The sequence below is a fragment of the Flavobacterium erigeronis genome, from assembly GCF_054075165.1.
In genome coordinates this window covers 340,669-357,165 of sequence record NZ_JBSKGP010000008.1, presented here as the reverse complement: position 1 = coordinate 357,165, position 16,497 = coordinate 340,669, and the positions used below count along the sequence as shown (strand labels likewise).

The 16,497-nt window shown below is 35.2% G+C and carries 17 protein-coding genes, 1 tRNA gene and 2 pseudogenes; 13 read left to right on the top strand and 7 right to left on the bottom strand.

Annotation, left to right across the window (positions count from 1 at the left end):
• Positions 1 to 1,074: pseudogene (locus tag ACWA1F_RS17235) on the bottom strand (hypothetical protein); the annotation flags it as partial.
• Positions 1,075 to 1,166: 92 nt separating this feature from the next.
• Between ACWA1F_RS17235 and ACWA1F_RS17230 the strand changes: the two are divergent.
• Genes ACWA1F_RS17230 through ACWA1F_RS17215 form a run of 4 tightly spaced genes read left to right on the top strand, consistent with a single transcriptional unit; the run spans position 1,167 to position 2,459 of the window.
• Positions 1,167 to 1,556 carry a hypothetical protein gene (locus tag ACWA1F_RS17230; protein ID WP_456895404.1) on the top strand — a complete coding sequence of 130 codons (390 nt, stop codon included), beginning with the start codon at positions 1,167 to 1,169 and terminating at the stop codon, positions 1,554 to 1,556.
• Between the two features lie 17 nt (positions 1,557 to 1,573).
• A complete protein-coding gene (locus ACWA1F_RS17225; protein ID WP_125720991.1) occupies positions 1,574 to 1,861 on the top strand; it encodes a hypothetical protein in 288 nt (95 codons plus the stop codon).
• Between the two features lie 15 nt (positions 1,862 to 1,876).
• Positions 1,877 to 2,152, top strand: a complete 276-nt coding sequence (locus ACWA1F_RS17220; RefSeq protein ID WP_306157051.1) for a DNA-binding protein — start codon at positions 1,877 to 1,879, stop codon at positions 2,150 to 2,152.
• Entirely contained in the window at positions 2,136 to 2,459 is a 324-nt protein-coding gene (locus ACWA1F_RS17215) for a hypothetical protein (RefSeq protein ID WP_456895401.1), read from the top strand. Before ACWA1F_RS17220 ends, ACWA1F_RS17215 begins: the two co-directional genes overlap by 17 nt.
• 42 nt (positions 2,460 to 2,501) lie before the next feature.
• On the opposite strand, the gene ACWA1F_RS17210 is transcribed toward ACWA1F_RS17215, so the two are convergent.
• The 6 genes and pseudogenes from ACWA1F_RS17210 to ACWA1F_RS17185 form a co-directional block, all read right to left on the bottom strand.
• Complete coding sequence (locus ACWA1F_RS17210) at positions 2,502 to 3,809, bottom strand: site-specific integrase (RefSeq protein WP_306157049.1); 1,308 nt, start codon at positions 3,807 to 3,809, stop codon at positions 2,502 to 2,504.
• A 290-nt stretch (positions 3,810 to 4,099) separates the two neighbouring features.
• Positions 4,100 to 4,183 (bottom strand) — tRNA-Tyr (locus ACWA1F_RS17205).
• A gap of 470 nt (positions 4,184 to 4,653) precedes the next feature.
• Positions 4,654 to 5,040: pseudogene (locus ACWA1F_RS17200) on the bottom strand (TlpA family protein disulfide reductase); the annotation flags it as partial.
• An 18-nt stretch (positions 5,041 to 5,058) separates the two neighbouring features.
• Positions 5,059 to 5,820 (bottom strand): DUF4369 domain-containing protein, encoded by a 762-nt coding sequence (locus tag ACWA1F_RS17195; RefSeq protein WP_306157047.1) that lies wholly within the window; start codon positions 5,818 to 5,820, stop codon positions 5,059 to 5,061.
• Positions 5,821 to 6,082: 262 nt separating this feature from the next.
• Positions 6,083 to 6,523, bottom strand: coding sequence for a KTSC domain-containing protein (locus ACWA1F_RS17190; protein WP_095931645.1), 441 nt, complete (start codon positions 6,521 to 6,523; stop codon positions 6,083 to 6,085).
• Between the two features lie 422 nt (positions 6,524 to 6,945).
• Positions 6,946 to 7,191 carry a hypothetical protein gene (locus ACWA1F_RS17185; protein ID WP_456895399.1) on the bottom strand — a complete coding sequence of 82 codons (246 nt, stop codon included), beginning with the start codon at positions 7,189 to 7,191 and terminating at the stop codon, positions 6,946 to 6,948.
• A gap of 85 nt (positions 7,192 to 7,276) precedes the next feature.
• On the opposite strand from ACWA1F_RS17185, the gene ACWA1F_RS17180 reads away from it, so the two are divergent.
• The 9 genes from ACWA1F_RS17180 (at position 7,277) to ACWA1F_RS17140 (ending at position 16,476) form a co-directional block, all read left to right on the top strand.
• Complete coding sequence (locus ACWA1F_RS17180; RefSeq protein WP_456895397.1) at positions 7,277 to 7,819, top strand: hypothetical protein; 543 nt, start codon at positions 7,277 to 7,279, stop codon at positions 7,817 to 7,819.
• The gene (locus tag ACWA1F_RS17175) at positions 7,819 to 7,959 is read left to right on the top strand and encodes a hypothetical protein (RefSeq protein ID WP_456895395.1); all 141 of its coding nucleotides are present in this window, start codon (positions 7,819 to 7,821) and stop codon (positions 7,957 to 7,959) included. The genes ACWA1F_RS17180 and ACWA1F_RS17175 overlap by 1 nt, the downstream gene beginning before the upstream one ends.
• Positions 7,960 to 8,069: 110 nt before the next feature.
• A complete protein-coding gene (locus ACWA1F_RS17170) occupies positions 8,070 to 8,303 on the top strand; it encodes a hypothetical protein (protein WP_306157037.1) in 234 nt (77 codons plus the stop codon).
• On the top strand, positions 8,293 to 8,673 hold the full coding sequence (locus tag ACWA1F_RS17165) for a YchJ family protein (protein WP_456895392.1): 381 nt from the start codon (positions 8,293 to 8,295) through the stop codon (positions 8,671 to 8,673). Before ACWA1F_RS17170 ends, ACWA1F_RS17165 begins: the two co-directional genes overlap by 11 nt.
• A 106-nt stretch (positions 8,674 to 8,779) precedes the next feature.
• Positions 8,780 to 9,898 (top strand): vWA domain-containing protein, encoded by a 1,119-nt coding sequence (locus tag ACWA1F_RS17160; protein ID WP_306157033.1) that lies wholly within the window; start codon positions 8,780 to 8,782, stop codon positions 9,896 to 9,898.
• Positions 9,899 to 10,080: 182 nt separating this feature from the next.
• Entirely contained in the window at positions 10,081 to 11,544 is a 1,464-nt protein-coding gene (locus ACWA1F_RS17155) for an AAA family ATPase (RefSeq protein ID WP_456895412.1), read from the top strand.
• A gap of 475 nt (positions 11,545 to 12,019) precedes the next feature.
• Positions 12,020 to 12,874 carry an EamA family transporter gene (locus tag ACWA1F_RS17150; protein ID WP_456895390.1) on the top strand — a complete coding sequence of 285 codons (855 nt, stop codon included), beginning with the start codon at positions 12,020 to 12,022 and terminating at the stop codon, positions 12,872 to 12,874.
• Positions 12,875 to 13,476: 602 nt separating this feature from the next.
• On the top strand, positions 13,477 to 14,763 hold the full coding sequence (locus tag ACWA1F_RS17145) for a Glu/Leu/Phe/Val family dehydrogenase (protein WP_456895388.1): 1,287 nt from the start codon (positions 13,477 to 13,479) through the stop codon (positions 14,761 to 14,763).
• A gap of 489 nt (positions 14,764 to 15,252) precedes the next feature.
• Entirely contained in the window at positions 15,253 to 16,476 is a 1,224-nt protein-coding gene (locus ACWA1F_RS17140; protein ID WP_456895386.1) for a sterol desaturase family protein, read from the top strand.
• The last annotated feature ends 21 nt before the right edge of the window (positions 16,477 to 16,497 follow it).

Sequence of the window (16,497 nt, the reverse complement as noted above, 5' to 3'; positions counted from 1 at the left end):
GTATCCTGAAGGCAATAAATCTGTTACCAGAACTCCAGGATTATTCTGAGGGCCATTGTTGGTTACGGCAATTTCAAAAGTAACTCTAGAACCAACTAATGGAGTTGTGTTATTGACTGTTTTAGTTAATGATAAATCGGATGAAAGCGGAATAGGAGTGGTGCTGGCCTCAGCATAATCATCTTCTGTCGTTACTCCGTTGTTTGGGGTCGAATCTGGGTCTGGCGTGTCACTGCTGGTTACTTCGGCTGTGTTTATGTAATTTCCGGTGGCATTTACTATTGCGTTAATCTGTAGGGTTTCAGACTCGCTGCTTTCGAGTATATCCAATGTCCAAAGTCCGGTTGTGCTGTCATAAGTTCCGCTTGTTGCATTAAAACTGCTGAAAGTGTAGCCAGCTGGCAGCAAATCGGTCACCTGAACCTGTGCAGCATCCTGCGGACCGCTGTTTGTTGCAATAATAGTAAAAGTTACTGTTGAGCCCGCTAAAGGAGTTGTGCTGCTCACGGTTTTAGTCAATGATAGATCTGCTGATGGCGGAACAGGCACTACAGCAGCGTTATCTTCATCGTCTTCGCTCTGATCTCCGTCATCATTGTTTGGTGTGCTGTCAGGATCAGGAAGATTACTTGCTGTTACTTGGGCTGTATTCAAATAATTCCCAGCTGGCAGTACTTTAACATCCAAGATAAGTGATTCTGAAACGCCGGCATCAACTGTGCCTACGCTCCAAATTCCCGAAGCACTGTCATACAAACCAGCGGAGGAACTATAATTTATGTACTGAAAGCCTGAAGGGAGCAAATCGGCTACTTGGACTTCTGCAGCATTATCAGGGCCATCATTTTTGATAATAAGCTCAAATGATACCTGGCTTCCTGCTATAGGACTCGTATTTCCTGCAACGACATTTTTTACTAAAGATAAGTCGGCAGAAGGTCCGATAAAGGTAATTTCGGCATCGTCCTGATCGTCTTCAGTTGGAATACTGTTATTTGGAGTACTGTCAGGATCGGGCAGATCGCTTGCCGTTATCTGAGCTGTATTTAGATAGCTACCTATAGGATTTACCACGGCGCTGAAGCTTAGATTTAAATTGGCGCCGCTGCTTAGAACCAAATTCTCCCAGTTAATTGAGGAATTTGCGGCTTGATAGGTTCCTCCGTTTGACACCGAACCGGGGGAAACAATTCAATTTTTATGACAAAGATAAACTGGATAACTACCGCTTGCACGAATATCCAGAAGCTTACAAGTTTAATCTCAGCAATGTGTTAAATACCCTTCCACTTAAAGGTGATGACGACGACTCATTTGAATCCCTTGCAAATTCTTTAAAAAAAGGTAGACGTGAAGAGGCGGTACTGCTTATTGAAGGGAGAGAAATGAAGGTTTTTTTAGAAGCAAATCCGCGTTTTAAGACACTCACGTTTTATAATGACAGGATGCAGAAGATTAGTTTGAGGGAGTTACAAAGTGGCTGTAAAGTCCAGCAGGTAAAGAAATCTGACATGCAATTTGAACGAGCTCCGAAAAAGTTGACACCTAAATTTTGAGCAATAAAAGCCATACTATGGATAGTATTAAAATCGCAACCATTTTTTTTCAAGCTATTGAAAATGACTTTCGGATCGGAACGACCCATATCGCGATATTTGCTGCACTGCTTCAGTTTCGTGCCACTAAAGACTTTATCAATCCTATACAGGCTTACAGTCTAGAAATTCAGAATATCGCTAAAGTGGTTTCTCCAAAGACTTATCATAAATGTATGAAGGAACTGGATTCTTATGGATACATAGTCTATGTTCCTACAAAAAATAAAAATAAAAGAAGCAGTATCTATTTTCATGTAGAATAATATAATTTTAGAAGTATGGAAGATTTTCTAACAAAAGACGATTTAAGACAATTTGGACTGATGCTGACTGAGTCCATGCGTACACTGATTTCACAAGCAATTCCACCAGTGAAAGATACTACCGAATCTTTATGGATTAAAAGCAAGTCAGTGAGAAAACTGCTTGATATATCTGCCGGTTCAGTCCAAAATCTTAGGATATCACAGAAAGTACGTTTTAAAAAAGTCCTTGGTTCCTATTATTACAGCAGAGAAGATCTTTTAAAACTATTTGATGATGAAAAGAAATAATAGAATAAAAGAGAAACATATTATGGATTATTTGTCAATCTACATTGATGATCCCAAACTTAATGTCTGGCATCTGTCAATTTTAACAGCCATATTAGGATTAGGATATAGGCAGGGGGAGAGAAAGAGGATAAAAGTCAGCCGCAGCAAGATTATGGAGCTGTCGCATGTGAACACATTACCAACTTATCACAAATATTTCAAACAGCTTCAGGATTTAGGATACATAAAATACAAACCGTCTTATCATCCAGGCTATAAAAGCGAAGTAAGACTATGCAGAAAGGGATTATCTCAAAATATTTGAGATAATCCCTTTTTTAATTAAATTATATCTTGAAATTATTGATCAAGAAGAAATGTTATATTTCTTTTTGATAGCCTGTATCTCTTTTTCCAGTCTTGTAAGAATCTCCAGGTCTGGCTTAGATATTTTGGACTTGGTCTTGTTCAGTTTTTTATTCAAAATAGACATTTCCCGCCCGATAGTTGCCTGTTCTGTGATGGCGTATGCTTCTGTCTGTTTTACCGATGAATGTCCGAGAAGTTCCTTTACTACATTAATTGGGACATTGTTATTGAGGGTTACCGTACTTCCGAAAGTTCGGCGGGCCATATGTGTGTTGAGCGTAAAAGCAAAACCGCATAAGTTTGCAACTTCTTTCAAATACTCGTTCATTTTCTGATTGGAAGAAACAGGCAGTACCGTGCCGCGCTGAAGACAGAGGGGATGGTCTTTGTACTTTTCAATTATTTTTAGTGCCTGGGGAAGAAGAGGCACGTTAAATGATGAATTGGTTTTCTGCCTTTGAGACATTATCCATAGATTGCCATCAATTCCTTTCTTAATATCGGTTTTCTTTAATTGAAATGCATCAATATAAGCCAGTCCTGTGTAGCATTGGAATACAAAAACATCTCTTACTACATCAAGTCTGTCTGTCGTAAAATAATGTTTCTCCAGTTCATATAATTCCTGCGTGGTAATAGGTTTTTTCACCAATTTGGTTTTTCGTCCCTTAAAGTTTTTAAACGGGTCTTTACTGATAATTTCATTGTCAATGGCTCGGATAACAATTTTCTTGAAGTTGGCAATGTATTTCAGTGTTGTATTATTGCTGCATTCGCGAACTGTTCTAAGGTAAAATTCAAAATCCTTAACAAACTCCAGATTTAAATCTTCAAATTCATGATCATCCTTTTTGAATTTAAGTTTGATAAATGACGTGAGATGGTTTTTAGTGATTGTAAAGCGCTCAAGGGTGCCTTTTGCATATCCTTTTCCAAGCAGCGCTTCCATCTCATCGTTGTGCTTTTGAAATTCTTCAAGGACTTTCACCTTTGGCGCAGTTCTTCCCAGAACCTGATCCATTACTTTTTCAGCTGTGATAGATTTGCCGCTGTACATCATTTCCGTTTTGATCTCATTAATCTTTAAGGTCAATGAGTCTAAAAAGAAGTTCAGCGATTTTGCATCTTCCTTGCTGCCGACTGCCCTTTCCATTTTTTGATCCCATCGGGTAATGTCCCATTTTCTTTTGGTTGATGCTTCCTTTGGAATGCCGTCCACGGTAATTCTGAAGTAGACGGTTCTAATCTTACTGTCATTGCGGGGGATTTTCAAAAAGAAAACCAACCCAAAGCTGCTTTCTAACATAATTCAATGTTTTAGGTTAATAAATGTAGAATTATGGCGTGTAAAATACAAGTCGTTAACCTCTTTAACCCCTGTGTTTACAAGGGATTAACCCAAATTCTGTGGCACATTTGCCCGACACCTGAATGTGCCACGATTTTGCCACAGAAGTTTTGGGCGCTTTTAAAAAATTTGAAAAATGCCTTAAAAGCAAAAAACCTGCGAATCCATTGGATTTGCAGGTCTTACCACGTTTTTTTCGGGCTTTTGAAAAGATTGAAAAACTTTCGTTTTCGCTTCTTTTACCCTTTTGGTGGGGAGAGCAGGATTCGAACCTGCGAAGTTTTCACAGCAGATTTACAGTCTGCCCTCGTTGGCCGCTTGAGTATCTCCCCGAATCTCTAGCGTTGTGCTTAGTTGTTCTTAGCGGTGGCAAAGATAGGAACTCTTTCTACATTTCCAAACAAAAAAATGACTTAATTTTAAGTTATTTTAAAGTTATTTTTTAATCTGCTGGAATTGAATAAAATAAAAATCTGCTAAATTGAAGTTTTTTTTAATTTACCATAAAAAGTAAGAATATGTTTATGGTGATTTTGCCAATTTTGTTTTAAGCTTAGCGCTAAAAAAGTTGTCAAGTGTTGCATTTATTGACGAATTTAAATAAATAACGATGAAAAAAATCTATTTACTTTTTTCAAGAATTATGTTTTTCCATTTTTTAGCAGCAACAAGTTTAAGCTATCTTTATAATAATCATTCGAACCTTCTTGTAATTTTAGTGAAATTTGATTTTTAAGTTTAGTAAGGTATAAAAACAAAAAAAATCTCCACAAGGGAGATTTTTTGATTGTTTTAAAGCGGATTATTTTGCTAGCAATTCTTTGATTTTTGCTTTCAATTCGTCGCCTCTTAAATCCTGTGCTACCACTTTTCCTGATGCATCAAGAATAAAAGTAGCTGGAATAGATTCAACATTATATTGTTTTGCAATGGGCTCTTCCCAAAATTTCAGATTCGAAACCTGAGTCCAAGTTAAACCGTCTTTTGCGATGGCTTCTTTCCATTTTGTTGCATCTTTATCTAAAGATACTCCAACAATATTTAATCCTTTAGAATGAAACTCTTTGTATAAAGCCACAACATGCGGATTTTCCTGTCTGCATGGTCCACACCATGAAGCCCAAAAATCTACAATAGTTACTTTTCCTAAACTTTCTTTAAGCGAAACTACTTTTCCTTCTGGATTTGGAGCCGAAAAATCTGCTCTTCATTTAGCGCTGCCTACCGCTGGAGCTGTAGCACCAACTGATGGCATTTTTGCTTGACCAAATCTAGTTTTGATTTCTTTTCCTGGAGCAGTATTTTTTAAAGACTCATCCAAAGTGTTGTAAAGGCTTTCCAATTTTTTCATGTCAGCAGTTGGATCATTCAATAAACTTTGAATAATTAAAGCAGTAATGAAAGATTTTGGATGGTTTTCAGCGTAAGCTAAATATTTCTTTTTGCTTCCTTCCTGTACTTCTTTCTGAATTTCCATGTATTGTTTCATCAAGCCATTGATAGTTGCTGTATCTTGTGCTTGTTGAGCTTGTTTCATTTTATCGTTGTTCTTTTTCTGGAAATCAATTAAACTTTTTTGAGTTTTATTCATATCTTCCATGAAAGTTACGTACTCATCATTGTTGTAAGTTCCAGAGATTTTAGATTTGTGGATACTATCTTTATCAATAGCAACTTTAATTTCTCCAGTTTCTAAAATGAACGGGATAGGACCGTTTGCACCTTGTAATATTAATGTATGGAAAGCTGGTTCAGTAACTTTTCCTTTTATTTCAAATTTTCCGTTTTCAACTTTTACTGTATCAAGAGAAACTGGCATTCTTGTAGCAGGATCTTGACCTTGTAAGATAATAGTTTTTCCATTTTCAATTCCTGTAGCAGTACCAGTAATAAGGTATTCTCCATCTTTAACTTTACTGCAAGAAATGATAGCTGCAGAAGCTGTAAGTACAAAAAGTATTTTTTTCATTATAAAAAATTAATTAGTTAATTGATTTGTGCAACAAAAGTATCTAAAAATATAAAACATACAGAATTTTGCTACCTAAAATTTTGTTATAGTTTTTTTTGCTTTAAAACGCCTAAAATCAGCGTGTTTGTTGACTTGATTTGATCAAAAACTCTTAATAAGAAACTTATTTGAGGGATCTGTGTTCAAATATTTGAATTTTAAGCATAAAAAAAGCACTCGTTTAACGGAGTGCTTTTTTGTAAATTATAGTAGTCTAAAACTATTCTTGGTTTGTTTTCTTTCTCCAAGTAAAAGAGTTTAAGATATGTCTTTTTGCGAATCTAGCTGGAGAATCTGCATTTACCATTTTCACGTAAGTTGCTTTAGGAACACTGATGTATTCGTAAACACTTCCGTTAGAAAAATCAATAATTAAACGACCTTCAACAAATTTGTAATCTGTGATAGAACAAGTTGAAATTGTTTCTGTATACTCAGGTAAATTAAGTTTGATAGTATCAGGGTGAATACTTACTAAAAAGTGGTAAGCTTCGATAATCGTTTTACTTTTTTCTTCTGCTTCTTTTAAACCAGCTTCATTTCCCACAAATTTATCAGGATGAGATTCTTTCATCGCATTACGATAAATTGTCTTTAAATCTTTTAACTCTGCAGTCTTTTCTACGTTTAGTAACTTGCGGTATTCAACTATTTTTTTCATAAATAAAAGGTAACTACTTGTCTATTAGTTTGAAATCGTTTTGTTTTAGTTCAAATCGACAAATTTTTTGCAAAGGTACACTTTTTTTTAACTTTTTAGTTTTGATGGAAAAAATATTCAGGAAAGTTGGTTTATTAAAACGTTAACTTGTTTTTTTAACCTCAAAGGCGCAAAGGTTTACGCAAAGCACGCCAAGATTTGTTTTAGCGCTGAGACCGCAAAGAATTACGCAGAGTGCGCAAAGTTTTTATTTGAGAATCATTAAAATGAAAAGTTCGCAAAGCTATGTCAACACAAAGCTTTGCGAACTTAATATTTTAGATTTTGCTTAGGTTCTTAATAAAATATCTTAGCGACCTTTGCGGTAAAAAACACCCCAACAAGCAACTTGAAACCTGAAATCTGAAATCTGAAACAAAACTTTATTCTGGTTTATGATTCGCTTTATCAAAGTTTCTAGATTTCTTTGGATATTTCTTGTAGCTCATATCGCTAGGGTTTTCGATTATCGATTTAATCGTAATCCAGTCACCTTCTTTAAATTTAGCCTGAACCATTTTATAGTCTAAAAGATATTCTCCACAGAAATAATTATTGTTTTCATCTTTTTCTATAATGCCTGTAAAAACTCCTTTTTGTGGCATTTTTTGTTCTGTATCTTTAGACATGATTTTTTGTTTTAAAATTAAAAGGCAAAGGTAAGCATTTAATGTTTGTTTTAGGGAGTTCACTGTAATCTGAGTATATTTGCACATGCAGAAAAATTTTAAACCACATCCTAATTCTTTTAAAAATACATTTTGCGCTTTTAATGAAGTGCTTCCAAATTCAATTCAAGGATTGAAAAAACAATTCGAAAGCAAAGCAGGAAGCACTTATTATTATACTGAAGAAGGAATGTATCGCGTTTCAAACCATTGGGGAAGATTGGCCAATAGCAAATGGCGTCTGATTGCCCGTAACCCCGAGACAGAATCGAAAACCAAAATAGGTTTTGCAAAGTGGGAAGAGTTTCATCCTGATAATGCTGAAGAAAAACTGTATTATATTAAAGCCGATTTCGAAAATAATCTTGCCAATTACGAGCACAAGAATAATCCAGAATATGACGGAAAAGCAATTTTAAGGACAAGTTTTGAAACTGCTAAAAGATTAAAACAAATTCGAAATCTGCAGCAACTGACCAATTGGGCAAAACATTTTGATTATGATGATATTTATGAGCTTCGAAAAGAAATAATCAACGAATTGATTTTTACAGAAAAAACGTTAGAACAAATTAAAAGAGAGGTGTAATGGGAAGAAATAACGAAAAAAATATCAAAAAGCACAACGATAAACTGCATAAAGCTCAAGCAAAAGCGAAACAAGCGGAAATTGAACGCAAGGAAAAACTCAAAGAAATTTTAAAGAAATACAACGAAAGTAAAGAATAATTTAAGTTGCCACAAATTCCACAAATTAGCACGAATTAATTTTTGAGAAATATAAATTAAAAATTAGTGAAAATTAGTGCAATTCGTGGCAAACAAAAAAATAAAACACAATGAACGCGAAATTTGAAACATTAAAAGCAGACGTACAGGAAATCATTGATTTAATTGCTGCGAAAAACGATAGAGAAGCCAACAATAAATTATTGGAAGTAAGCGAAAAACTGGACGAAATGATCGACTTTGCTGAAGAAGACGAAGAAGTGAGAGAAATTACACGTTATCAGGTTTTGCTGAATCAGCTTCACGTAAAAATTAACGGAGAAGAACCAGTTGATGGAGAATAAAAAATGCTTCTGTGATACAGGCTTTCCTTTTGATGAATGCTGTAAATTATATTTAGGCGGAAAACAAAAAGCGTCATCAGCTTTAGCTTTAATGCGATCCAGATATTCTGCGTATGCAACTCATAATGCGGATTATCTAATGGAAACAACTTATATATCAGAAAGAAAATATTATTCGAAACCTGAAATTTTAAAATGGGCAGTTTCGAATAAATGGCAGCAATTAGAAATTTTGAGTTTCACTGAAAACACAGTCGAATTCAAAGCTTACTTTTTAGATTCAGCTAATAAGCCGCAAGTTCACTACGAATTTTCTACTTTTAAGTTTGAAAATGGAGCTTGGTATTATGTTGACGGAAAGTTTGAATAATTATTATATCTAACACTGTTAGCTCAAGATTTTGGTTAAATATTTTAACTAAAAATTAATAAACGATTCGTTTTTCATAATTCCAAAAAGATGTAATTTTAGATTTATGAAAAACGAATTTAAAAAAGGCTTTTATTTTAAGACTTACGAAGCTCCTTTTCAGTCTCCGTTTGACAAACTTTTTACGATTTTTAAAGAGTTGATCACCCATACTTCGGGCGATTTTGATGAAGCAATCAACTGGCTTCGGGAGCTGGACAACGAATATAAACTTACCGACGAAAATTATACAATCGACGATTTTATTGAAGACCTGAAGAAAAAAGGATACATCAGAGATGAAGTGAAAGGCGATGGAAGTTCTGGTTTCGGCATCACTGCAAAAACAGAACGAGCGATCAGGCAACAAGCCTTAGACCAGATTTTCGGAAATTTAAAACGTTCTGGAAGCGGAAATCATAAAACAAAATATGCTGGAAGCGGTGACGAACATACGGGAGAATTCCGAGAATTTAATTTTGGTGATAGCTTAGAAAGAATTTCTCTAACAGAAAGCCTTCGAAACGCGCAAATCAACAATGGCGTTGATGCTTTCAAATTGACAGAAAACGATCTGGTTGTCGAAGAGGCGCAATACAAAGCACAAATGAGTACGGTTTTGATGATCGACATAAGCCACAGTATGATTTTATACGGAGAAGACCGAATCACGCCCGCTAAAAAAGTGGCAATGGCTTTGGCAGAATTAATCACAACAAGATATCCTAAAGATACATTGGATATTTTGGTTTTCGGAAATGATGCCTGGACGATTCCGATCAAAGATTTGCCTTATTTGCAAGTTGGCCCATATCATACCAATACGGTTGCAGGTTTGCAATTGGCGATGGATATTCTTCGCAGAAAGCGAAATACCAACAAACAGATTTTCATGATTACCGACGGAAAACCGAGTTGCGTTCGCGAGCGTGACGGTTCATACTATATGAACAGTAACGGACTTGACGAATATATTGTCGATAAATGTTACACACAAGCACAGCAGGCAAGAAAACTTCATATCCCAATTACCACGTTCATGATTGCCAGAGATCCTTATTTACAGCGCTTTGTGAATCAGTTTACAGAAGCCAATCAAGGAAAAGCATTTTACACAGGATTAAAAGGTCTTGGTGAAATGATTTTTGAGGATTATGAAGCAAATCGCAAGAAGAGGGTGAAGTAAGCTTCTAAGGAGAGTGACAGAGTAACAAAGTGACAGAGAGGCAAAGGTTTTTCCGCATGCTTAATCGTAGAGACGCACTGCAGTGCGTCTAACATATGCAAAATAAATCAGCAAAATCTCCTAAATCTGCGGGAGAAAAATTAAATATTTCAAAAAAATACAAACCGATATCTGAATATACGATGAATATACTAGACGTAAAAACATTAGGCCAATTAAAAGCCTCAGGATATAAAACCAAATCAATAAAAGATGAATTGCGTAATAATCTCCGTGAAAAAATCAAATCTGGAAAGCCGGTTTTTGAAGGCGTTCACGGATTTGAAAATACGGTAATTCCGGAATTGGAACGCGCGATTCTTTCTCGTCACAATATCAATTTATTAGGACTTCGTGGTCAAGCGAAAACACGTTTGGCGCGTAAAATGGTCGAATTATTAGATGAATATATTCCGTTTGTGGAAGGCTCAGAAATTAATGACGATCCGTTAAATCCGATTTCGCGATTTGCAAGAGATTTAATTGTAGAGAAAGGCGATGAAACTCCGATTTCATGGCTGCACAGAAACGATCGTTTCTTCGAAAAATTAGCAACTCCAGACGTTACGGTTGCCGATTTAATTGGAGATGTTGACCCGATAAAAGCAGCTAATTTAAAGCTGTCTTATGCAGATGACAGAGTAATTCACTTCGGAATGATCCCGAGAGCCAATCGCTGTATTTTTGTTATTAACGAATTACCTGATTTGCAAGCTAGAATTCAAGTAGCATTATTCAATATTTTACAAGAAGGAGACATTCAAATTCGCGGATTCAAATTGAGAATGCCTTTGGATATGCAATTTGTTTTCACCGCAAATCCAGAAGATTATACCAATAGAGGAAGTATTGTAACGCCTTTAAAAGACAGAATTGGTTCGCAGATTCTGACGCATTATCCTGAAAGTATTGAGATTGCAAGAACGATTACAGAACAAGAATCGAAACTAGATCAAAACCAAACTGATATTGTTTATGTGCCGAGTTTGGCTAGAGATATTTTAGAACAGATAAGTTTTGAAGCCCGTGAAAGCGAATATATCGACAACAAAAGTGGTGTAAGTGCGAGAATGAGTATTACAGCATTCGAAAACTTAATTAGTACAGCAGAGCGTCGCGCTTTGATTTCGGGTGCTGATAAAACGACTTTACGTTTGTCTGATTTTGTCGGAATCATTCCAGCGATTACAGGAAAAGTAGAATTGGTTTATGAAGGAGAGCAGGAGGGAGCCGATGTCGTGGCTGAAAGTCTGATTGGTTCTGCCATTCGAACTTTATTCCCAGAATATTTCCCGAAAATAGAAAAATTAGAAAAGCCAGATGAGAAAACACCTTATTCTGATGTTGTAGAATGGTTTTTCGCGGAAAGCGGTTTCGAATTATTAGACGACGCTTCTGATAAAGAATATAAAAGTATTTTAGATGAAGTAAGTCCGTTAGATGATTTATTGAAAAAATACCAGCCTCAATTGGCAAATGAAGATGCGTATTTCATGAAAGAATTCATTCTTTGGGGATTGGTCGAATATAAAAAATTGAGCAAAGACCGTTTTGCAAAAGGAAATCAGTTTAGAGATATTTACGGAAGTTATATTAGTAAGTTTTAAACTTTTTACGATTTAAAAATTGTATTAAACCCGATGGATAGTATAGTCTGTTGGGTTTATTTTTTTTAAACACATAGAAACATAGATTTTTTAGATTTGTAGAAAGGTAATTGAAAGAAACTAGTTTCTAACACATAGCTTGACTGCTGTTTGTCATCCTGAGCGGAGTCGAAGGACACGCATGAAACTCGACAATCTAAATCAAAATCTTTGTCAAAGTTTTAAACTTTGACAAAGATAAATGCGTAAAAAACTTTGCAGAGCTACTTGCGTGTCCTTCGACTCCGCTCAGGATGACAAAAAAAATTTGCAAACAGCTATGTGAATTTTAAACAAGTGAAACGCCTTTACTCGCAAAGAAAAACTATGTTTCTATGTGTTTAAATAAAAAATAACCTGGACTAGTTTGTTTTTCAAAACCGGTTGAATTATTTTCTCTACTAATACTGTACTTTTACAATCCAAAATTCAATTTATGTTATTCCTTATATTAAGCATTCTTTGCAGTGTTATTGTTGGTGTGATTTTCAAGATTTCCAGAAAATACAATGCAAATCCATCACAGATTATTTCGTTCAATTATATCATAGCTATTGCACTTTGCTATTTTACATTCAGTCCAAATCTTCAGGAGTTTGACGATAAAGCGCCTTGGAATATTTATACTGCAGTCGGAATTTTATTGCCGATTGTTTTCTTGTTTTTGGCTTTTTCAATAAAATATATGGGAATCGCGAAAACCGATGCGGCACAGCGATTATCTCTTTTTATTCCGATTTTAGCTGCTTGGCTGTTGTTTAATGAAGCTTTTAATACCTATAAAACAATAGGAGTGGTAATTGGATTTACAGCCCTTTTATTTATTTTGAAAAAACCTTCAGAAAACCAAGAAAACAAATGGATTTATCCTGCAGCGGTTTTGTTTGGTTTCGGAATAATTGATATTCTTTTCAAGAAGATTGCGTTGTACACGGTTGTTCCTTACACGACTTCATTGTTTTTTGTTTTTATAATTTCCTTTGCCGTTTCGGTATTAATTGTGGTTTATAAAATTATTGCTGAAAAAGAGAGACTGGCTGCGAAGAATTTACTTTTCGGAGCTTTAGTTGGAATTTTCAATTTTAGTAATATTCTTTTTTATTTAAAAGCACATAAAGCATTTGCAGAAAATCCATCAACTGTTTTTGCGGGAATGAATATGGGGGTAATTTTTCTAGGAACTCTTATTGGAGCTTTTTTCTTCAAAGAAAAACTATCTAAAATCAATGTTTTGGGATTGTTTTTAGCACTAATTGCTGTTGTTTTTATATTTTTTTCGCAATTACAGTAATTTTTTTTAGTACGTAATCCTTTAGTTTACAGTTGTTTTAATAAGCTATTGTACTTTTGTTTAAAATAAACTCGACTAATTCTATAGAATTTATAAATATATTTTTGTAGATTTGCTTCAACAATGAAAAACTATAGCCAAAATATAAAGACGTCTTTCACCTGCAGCTTTGCGATGTGCTGTATGATGAATCACGTTTTGAAATGGCGTTAATAGAGAAAGTACTTGTTAGTTATTTTTTTTTTAGCCTTTCATTGCACCATGAAAGGCTTTTTTTTGAATCATTAAAAAATCAAGATATGAGAACCAACAGAAATATGAAAATTTTGATGCGCAACGGTCTGATAAAGATTCCGTGTTGCATCTAATTTGAAGTTCCAGAAAATAGAATGAATAAAATTTTAAACACATAGAAACATAGATTTTTATTGTTTCGTTTAAGAGTAAAGAAAAAGCAAGCTTTAACACATAGCTATGTGTTTTGAAATTAGTGAAACGCCTTTTTTTAAGTTTACAAAAGCTATGTTTCTATGTGTTGAAATTAATTTCACTCGGTGAATTAATAAACTAAAAAGATAACCCAAACCTAAAAACTATATAGTATGAGTTCAGAAATTATAAAACACAATCCGTTTCAATCAATGATTGATCGCTTTAATATTGCTGCAGACATTTTAAATCTTGATGATTCTATCCGTCAAAAACTGCAGCGTCCTGAAAAACAGATCACGGTAAACTTTTCTATTACTTTAGATAACGGAAACGTTCAGAATTTTGAAGGATACCGTGTAATTCACAATACGGCTTTAGGGCCATCAAAAGGCGGAATTCGTTACGATACTGCTGTAAATATTGACGAAGTAAAAGCACTTGCCGCCTGGATGACCTGGAAATCTGCTGTAACTGGAATTCCATTTGGTGGAGCAAAAGGCGGCATTATTTGCGATCCGAGAAACCATTCTAAAACAGAATTAGAAAAAATCACAAGAGCCTACACCAAAACGCTATCTGATATTTTCGGACCAGAAAAAGATGTTCCTGCGCCAGACATGGGAACAGGACCAGACGAAATGGGCTGGCTAATGGATGAGTTTTCTATTTTGCACGGAAGACCAATTCATGCTGTCGTAACTGGAAAACACCTTCATTCTGGAGGATCTTTGGGTAGAGTAGAAGCAACGGGAAGAGGAGTAAGTATTATCACGCTTTTGGCACTTCAGAAATTAAAAATCAGACCTGCGAGAGCTACGGCAGCCATTCAAGGATTTGGAAATGTTGGATTACATTCCGCTTTGTTTCTGCACGAAAAAGGAGTTAAAATTGTAGCTGTAAGCGATGTTTCAGAAGCATTTTATAATCCGAACGGAATTAATATACCGGAACTGATTTTGTATTACAATCTAAATAACAAAACGATAAAAGGCTATCCAAATTCAGTTGCCATAAAACATGAAGATTTATTGCTTTTAGATGTTGATGTATTGATTCCTGCTGCAAAAGAAGATGTAATTACGCAGAAAAATGCAGGAGATATTCAGGCAAGAATAATAATAGAAGCGGCGAATGGCCCAGTTTCTTCAGACGCAGATCAGATTTTACATGAAAAAAATATATTAGTTGTTCCTGATATTTTGGCTAATGCTGGCGGTGTTACCGTTTCTTATTTCGAATGGCTTCAGAATTCGCTTTTGGAGTCTTGGAGAATTCACCAGATCAACAAACGTCTGGAGGATATTCTAGAGAAAGGTTTTGATACTGTTTTTAGAGTTGCAGTAAAACACGATGTAACGCCTCGTATTGCGGCTTATATTATCGCTTTGAAAAAAGTAGCCGAAACGCAGTCGGTAAAAGAGATTGCGCTAGAAGCTCCTCAATTTAAGCAGAATTAAAAATCAGGTTTATTTTGCAAAAGATCATTTTCGTTGGTTACGTTTTTCTTTAACTCTCTAAAAGAACGTAATTGATGGAAATGTCTTTTTCGTTTGAACTTTAAAATATAATTTTTAATCCGTTAGGTGGAATTATTTAACACATAGAAACATAGTTTGAAAACGTAGAAAAGGCGTTTTACTTGTTGAAATGCACATAGCAGTTTGAAAAGGTTTGTCATCCTGAACAAAGATCTCCGCAAGTAACTCGACAAAGATGCTGAGTTTTTTTGCCACAAAGCCACGAAGTCGCGAAGTTTTTTAAGACAAAAGTTTGTCATCCTGAGGAACGAAGGATCGCACAAGAAACTCCGCAAAGAAATGCTACCAACCTTTGTCGATTCCCGAGTGTGATCCTTCGTTCCTCAGGATGACAAAGCAAAAGCAATCTATGTGTTAAAATTTAAATTTCACCCAACATATATTTTTAGAATAAAAAGTATCATACAAATGAAAAACATTAATTTCCTGGCATTTGCCATGCCCGCCTTTTTTCTTTTTTTGTTTTTAGAATATAAGCTTGCCCAGCGCCGAAAAAGACCAGAAATTTTTAATTATGAAAGCTCTGTTTCGAATATTTCAATTGGAATTGCAGAGCGTTTGATTAACTTATTTATCGCAGCCAGTTTTTATCAGCTATATTATTTGATTTATGACGATTATAGAATATTTGAGATTCCAAGTAATGCTTTAGTTTGGTTTGCGCTTATTCTAGCGACAGATTTTGTCTGGTATTGGTACCATCGATTAGGGCACGAAGTCAATTTTTTCTGGGCAGCGCATATTGTGCATCATCATAGCGAAGAGTTTAATTTTACGGCCGCCGCTAGAATTACGACGTTTCAAGCCATTATCAGAACGGGATTTTGGTGCGTATTGCCATTTATAGGTTTTCATCCAACAATGGTGATTACGATGCTGATTGTGCACGGTGCTTATTCGTTCTTTACGCATACGCAGCTTATCGGTAAAATAAAATGGCTAGAATATGTATTTGTTACGCCTTCAGTTCACGGCGTTCATCATGCTTCTGATGAAAAATATCTCGATAAAAATTATGGAGACATGTTTACCTTTTGGGATCGTCTTTTTGGAACTTTCCAGACTGAAGAAGAAAAGCCAAAATATGGATTAACGCATCCGCTAAAAAGCTATAGTTTCTTGTGGCAACATTTTCATTATTATTTTGAAATCTACGAATTGATGAAACGCTCCAACGGATTCAAAGCCAAATGGAAAGCCGTTTTTGGAAGCCCTGCCGATATGGATCAAGATATTCGCCCGATTCTAGAAAAGCGTTTTCTTCAAGATAAAGCTGCTCCAAATCAAAGGCTTCGCTTTAAAAATTACCTTTACATTCAATTAGGATTCTGCACGTTAATTTTGACTGTTTTCACTTATTATTTTGATTATTTGGAAAGTTATGATAAGCTATTTGTGCTTTCTTTGGTAATTCTCACCCTAATCAATTGTGGTGCTTTATTAGAACAGCGCAAATGGATTTATTATTTGGAATATGCTCGTTTGGCTTTGATTTCGACTTATTTCTTATACGAAGAAGATTTATTGGCGTTTTTCTTTGTGCCTATTGCGGTTATGATTTTTGCAGAGCAATTGTTTTCGTTGAGTAAACGTTATCAAAACGTTGTTCTGCAGTTGGAAGCTTCGGAATGAGAAATAGCCACGAATTCACGA

What these genes read in the sequence shown, in the direction of transcription:
- ACWA1F_RS17225 (WP_125720991.1), top strand. Translation starts at nt 1,574, where the DNA reads ATGGATAGTATTAAAATCGCAACCATTTTTTTTCAAGCTATTGAAAAT.
- ACWA1F_RS17220 (WP_306157051.1), top strand. Translation starts at nt 1,877, where the DNA reads ATGGAAGATTTTCTAACAAAAGACGATTTAAGACAATTTGGACTGATG.
- ACWA1F_RS17215 (WP_456895401.1), top strand. Translation starts at nt 2,136, where the DNA reads ATGATGAAAAGAAATAATAGAATAAAAGAGAAACATATTATGGATTAT.
- ACWA1F_RS17210 (WP_306157049.1), bottom strand. Translation starts at nt 3,809, where the DNA reads ATGTTAGAAAGCAGCTTTGGGTTGGTTTTCTTTTTGAAAATCCCCCGC.
- ACWA1F_RS17195 (WP_306157047.1), bottom strand. Translation starts at nt 5,820, where the DNA reads ATGAAAAAAATACTTTTTGTACTTACAGCTTCTGCAGCTATCATTTCT.
- ACWA1F_RS17190 (WP_095931645.1), bottom strand. Translation starts at nt 6,523, where the DNA reads ATGAAAAAAATAGTTGAATACCGCAAGTTACTAAACGTAGAAAAGACT.
- ACWA1F_RS17185 (WP_456895399.1), bottom strand. Translation starts at nt 7,191, where the DNA reads ATGTCTAAAGATACAGAACAAAAAATGCCACAAAAAGGAGTTTTTACA.
- ACWA1F_RS17180 (WP_456895397.1), top strand. Translation starts at nt 7,277, where the DNA reads ATGCAGAAAAATTTTAAACCACATCCTAATTCTTTTAAAAATACATTT.
- ACWA1F_RS17175 (WP_456895395.1), top strand. Translation starts at nt 7,819, where the DNA reads ATGGGAAGAAATAACGAAAAAAATATCAAAAAGCACAACGATAAACTG.
- ACWA1F_RS17170 (WP_306157037.1), top strand. Translation starts at nt 8,070, where the DNA reads ATGAACGCGAAATTTGAAACATTAAAAGCAGACGTACAGGAAATCATT.
- ACWA1F_RS17165 (WP_456895392.1), top strand. Translation starts at nt 8,293, where the DNA reads ATGGAGAATAAAAAATGCTTCTGTGATACAGGCTTTCCTTTTGATGAA.
- ACWA1F_RS17160 (WP_306157033.1), top strand. Translation starts at nt 8,780, where the DNA reads ATGAAAAACGAATTTAAAAAAGGCTTTTATTTTAAGACTTACGAAGCT.
- ACWA1F_RS17155 (WP_456895412.1), top strand. Translation starts at nt 10,081, where the DNA reads ATGAATATACTAGACGTAAAAACATTAGGCCAATTAAAAGCCTCAGGA.
- ACWA1F_RS17150 (WP_456895390.1), top strand. Translation starts at nt 12,020, where the DNA reads ATGTTATTCCTTATATTAAGCATTCTTTGCAGTGTTATTGTTGGTGTG.
- ACWA1F_RS17145 (WP_456895388.1), top strand. Translation starts at nt 13,477, where the DNA reads ATGAGTTCAGAAATTATAAAACACAATCCGTTTCAATCAATGATTGAT.
- ACWA1F_RS17140 (WP_456895386.1), top strand. Translation starts at nt 15,253, where the DNA reads ATGAAAAACATTAATTTCCTGGCATTTGCCATGCCCGCCTTTTTTCTT.